Here is a 3,014-nt window from a genome sequence, read left to right as displayed (position 1 = left end):
TAAATCGGGATTTTACAAGGTTTGAGAGTTCACTAAGCTGCTTATTTCTATTTATTATTTGATACTCTAACCTATCCAATATATCTACTATTGTATTTTGATTTTCTATAGTTTCAATATTAACTTTGGTTTTATTTAAATAGTCAGCTAACTTTAAATTAATAATTCCAGTTGTTTGATTTTGAAATTTTAACACCTTCTTTGTGTCATAAAGATACTTCATTAAATAAAATATATATTTAGAATTATATCCTGGTTTAACTCTTAAAATACTAGTAAAGTTATTTGTGAAATAATCTTGATCTGTAACATCAAAATATACAACACGTCCAACCGGTTGATTTGGACTACCTCCTGATTTTTCAATTATAATATCACCAGTTCGTAGAATTTTGTCGCTGTTTTTATCTTTATCAATTTCACGGCATACAATATTATCTAGATTTAGTCTTCCAGAATTTAGAAAATTTGAGGTTCTAATTACTGCTGTCGCCTCTCCTTTGCCACTATCTTCATTACCCCATTCACCATTTATAGATTTTTCAAATATATTCTGTAAAAAAATGATTGTCATGCAACCACCTCCTCGGAATATCGGGATTTGCTTTTAAGAGATGAATTTTTGGTGTGAATGCTTGACATTATTTTGATTGACCATGGCATAGGCCAGGGTTGTGTCAATCTTGCTATGACCTAGCAGTTTTTGGACTTGCTCGATAGGCATACCTTTATCAATTGCCTTAGTCGCTAAAGTTCTTCTGAACTTATGTGGGTGAACCTTTTGTATGCCGAGTTTCTCTCCTAACTTTCTTAAGCGAATCTCTACACCAGCAATTCCAAGCCTCTGGACTTTTCCAACTAACGTTACAAAAAGAGCAGGGTGACTATCTTTTCTGTCGTTAAGATAGTTTCTTAAATGAATTTTCGTACGAGCGTCAAAATATACTGGTCTCTCCTTCTTTCCTTTACCAAAGACAACACACTCTCTGTTTTCAAAATCAATATCTGAACGATTCAACTGTACAAGCTCCCCTACACGCATACCTGTCGATGCTAGTAGGTCTATTATTGCCAAATCTCTCAAATTTTCACAGTTATCACGCATAATTTCCAAATGTTCATCAGTATAAGTTTCCTTCACATTTTGCTCAGTCTTAATTTTCTTTATCCGTCGAATGGGATTTTTAATGATATATTCCTCTTGCTCAAGCCAAGCAAAAAAAGAAGACAATATACGCCTAATATTGTCTAAATTTGCCTTACTACAATCCTTTTCAGACTGGTAATTTGCTAAATAACTCCTTAAATCATCTGTTGTGAGTTGTGTCACAGACTCTTTAATAGCATTAAACAAGTTTTCAATCGTCCTCTGGTAATAACGAATTGTTTTTGAGCTACAGCCCTCTACCTGCTTGGCGGTAATAAATAGTTGCAACAGGTTATTATTCGAATACTTCTGCTGCTTTTTTCCGTCTACTAGATGATGTTCTAAACTCTCTCTCAACGCTAGTAATTGTTCATTATTTAAAAGAGGTAACATTTCTTGCATGATAATTGTAACTTTTGATTCCATAATTTCTCACTTTCTTATTCATCAATAAAAAGAGACAATATCAGTTTCTGCATTACAGAATTCTAATATTGTCTGTTCATTTATTTTCTTGTGCTCATTCAAATCCAGCATACTAGGTTACTTTTTGACCTTTTCTCTAACAGAATGTTCAGAAACCCATTTGGAGTAGCTTGTCATTTTTTCATCAGTTAAAGCTTCTACTGCGATGGTTACACACATTTTTACTGCTTCTTCTACCGTTACAGAAAAACGATAGCCGTTTAATTGTAAAAATTTGACCAAAACGAAGAAAGCAGTTCTTTTATTAGCATTAGCAAAAACATGCTTCTTTATCAATTGGACAAATAGTATAGTTGCTTTATCAAAAATTGTTGGATAAAGAGGCTTCCCAAAGACAAATTGTTCTGGTAAGTTCACAATCATATTTAAGGCAGAAGGACTAACTGTTTGAATTTTCTCATTTGGAGAATACCGTTGAATTGCTAAAGCATTTATTTTTTCAATTTGCTTTTCTGTCAGATAGATTGTCATTTTTCCACCAAAGCTTTGAAAACATCGTCGTATTCGTCAAATATTTTATCTAAATTTAAGTCAAAGGCATCATCAGATACATAAGAAACCTGCTGCCCCAATTCTTCAGGAGTAAAGATAATCTCACCACTTGGTAACAATTTAGCTTCGTATTTTACACCACTTGGAATATTAAATTCACTTGGAATCGTAATGGTGATTGAATTTCCTTGTTTTCTTGTTTTTACGACCATCTGATTTCCTCCTTTGTTGTATTATAACAAATCATTACCGTAATTACAATGGCAGAATATCAGCTAAAATACTCCTGCATCAGAGATTTCTTCAAAGTTTCAAGCTCTTCCAGAGATTTTTGGATTGCCAATTGTGATTTGTCGACCTGGGCTACAAAGTCTGCGAACTCATTTTGGAGGGCTAGTGGGGGGAAAATCAGTTCAAAATTTTTAATCAGTTGACCGTTTAAATTAGGTTGATTTCCTCCTCGTCCAAGTTCTCGTAATTCGCTATACCTTAGCATTAATTGATGCCAAATAAAAACTGGATTGTCTATTTTATTTGGAAATATAGCCCCACATGCTTGGTTGCTAGTAGATTCAACTTTGAGGATTGCACTTCTTCCTCTTGTTTGTCCTTGACCATACATAGCAATTAATATTGTATTAACTGGAAAAAGTTTAAGAGATGTATTTTCTAAAGCAAATTTTGTGATTTTTTCCTCAGTTTCCGTAATTTCTCTATTTATTACCTCAGTTGTTTTTACCCAATTAATCGTTCCGCTATCCCAATATAATTTATTATCTCTTGATGGTGTACTTCCACTAGAAACTTCAAATTTTTCACCTATTTTATATTTGGGGAATAATGTAGTATAAAAATCCCCAAACATCTCATTAAATCGGGATTTTACAAG

Annotated in this window: 5 protein-coding genes; all 5 read right to left on the bottom strand. The window is 33.1% G+C overall.

Annotated features, from left to right (window positions below):
• Positions 1-574 (bottom strand): restriction endonuclease subunit S (locus tag HT708_RS11530; protein WP_172926414.1); only part of this gene is annotated, 574 nt, incomplete at its 3' end.
• Positions 575-607: 33 nt separating this feature from the next.
• Positions 608-1,573, bottom strand: coding sequence for a site-specific tyrosine recombinase/integron integrase (gene xerA / locus HT708_RS11525; RefSeq protein WP_023941845.1), 966 nt, complete (start codon positions 1,571-1,573; stop codon positions 608-610).
• Positions 1,574-1,690: 117 nt separating this feature from the next.
• Positions 1,691-2,104, bottom strand: coding sequence for a type II toxin-antitoxin system death-on-curing family toxin (locus tag HT708_RS11520; RefSeq protein WP_023941843.1), 414 nt, complete (start codon positions 2,102-2,104; stop codon positions 1,691-1,693).
• The gene (locus tag HT708_RS11515) at positions 2,101-2,337 is read right to left on the bottom strand and encodes an AbrB family transcriptional regulator (protein WP_000260605.1); all 237 of its coding nucleotides are present in this window, start codon (positions 2,335-2,337) and stop codon (positions 2,101-2,103) included. Before HT708_RS11515 ends, HT708_RS11520 begins: the two co-directional genes overlap by 4 nt.
• Before the next feature lie 59 nt (positions 2,338-2,396).
• The coding region (locus tag HT708_RS11510) for a restriction endonuclease subunit S (RefSeq protein WP_172926413.1) at positions 2,397-3,014 on the bottom strand (618 nt) is incomplete at its 5' end.

It is taken from the genome of Streptococcus sp. 3613 (genome assembly GCF_013277375.1).
GTDB classification, from domain to species: domain Bacteria; phylum Bacillota; class Bacilli; order Lactobacillales; family Streptococcaceae; genus Streptococcus; species Streptococcus pseudopneumoniae.
Note: the sequence above shows the minus strand (reverse complement) of the source record. Positions and strands in the feature narration are given on the sequence as shown.

Coding starts and splice junctions, on each gene's coding strand:
- xerA (WP_023941845.1), bottom strand. CDS start 1,573: ATGGAATCAAAAGTTACAATTATCATGCAAGAAATGTTACCTCTTTTA.
- HT708_RS11520 (WP_023941843.1), bottom strand. CDS start 2,104: ATGACAATCTATCTGACAGAAAAGCAAATTGAAAAAATAAATGCTTTA.
- HT708_RS11515 (WP_000260605.1), bottom strand. CDS start 2,337: ATGGTCGTAAAAACAAGAAAACAAGGAAATTCAATCACCATTACGATT.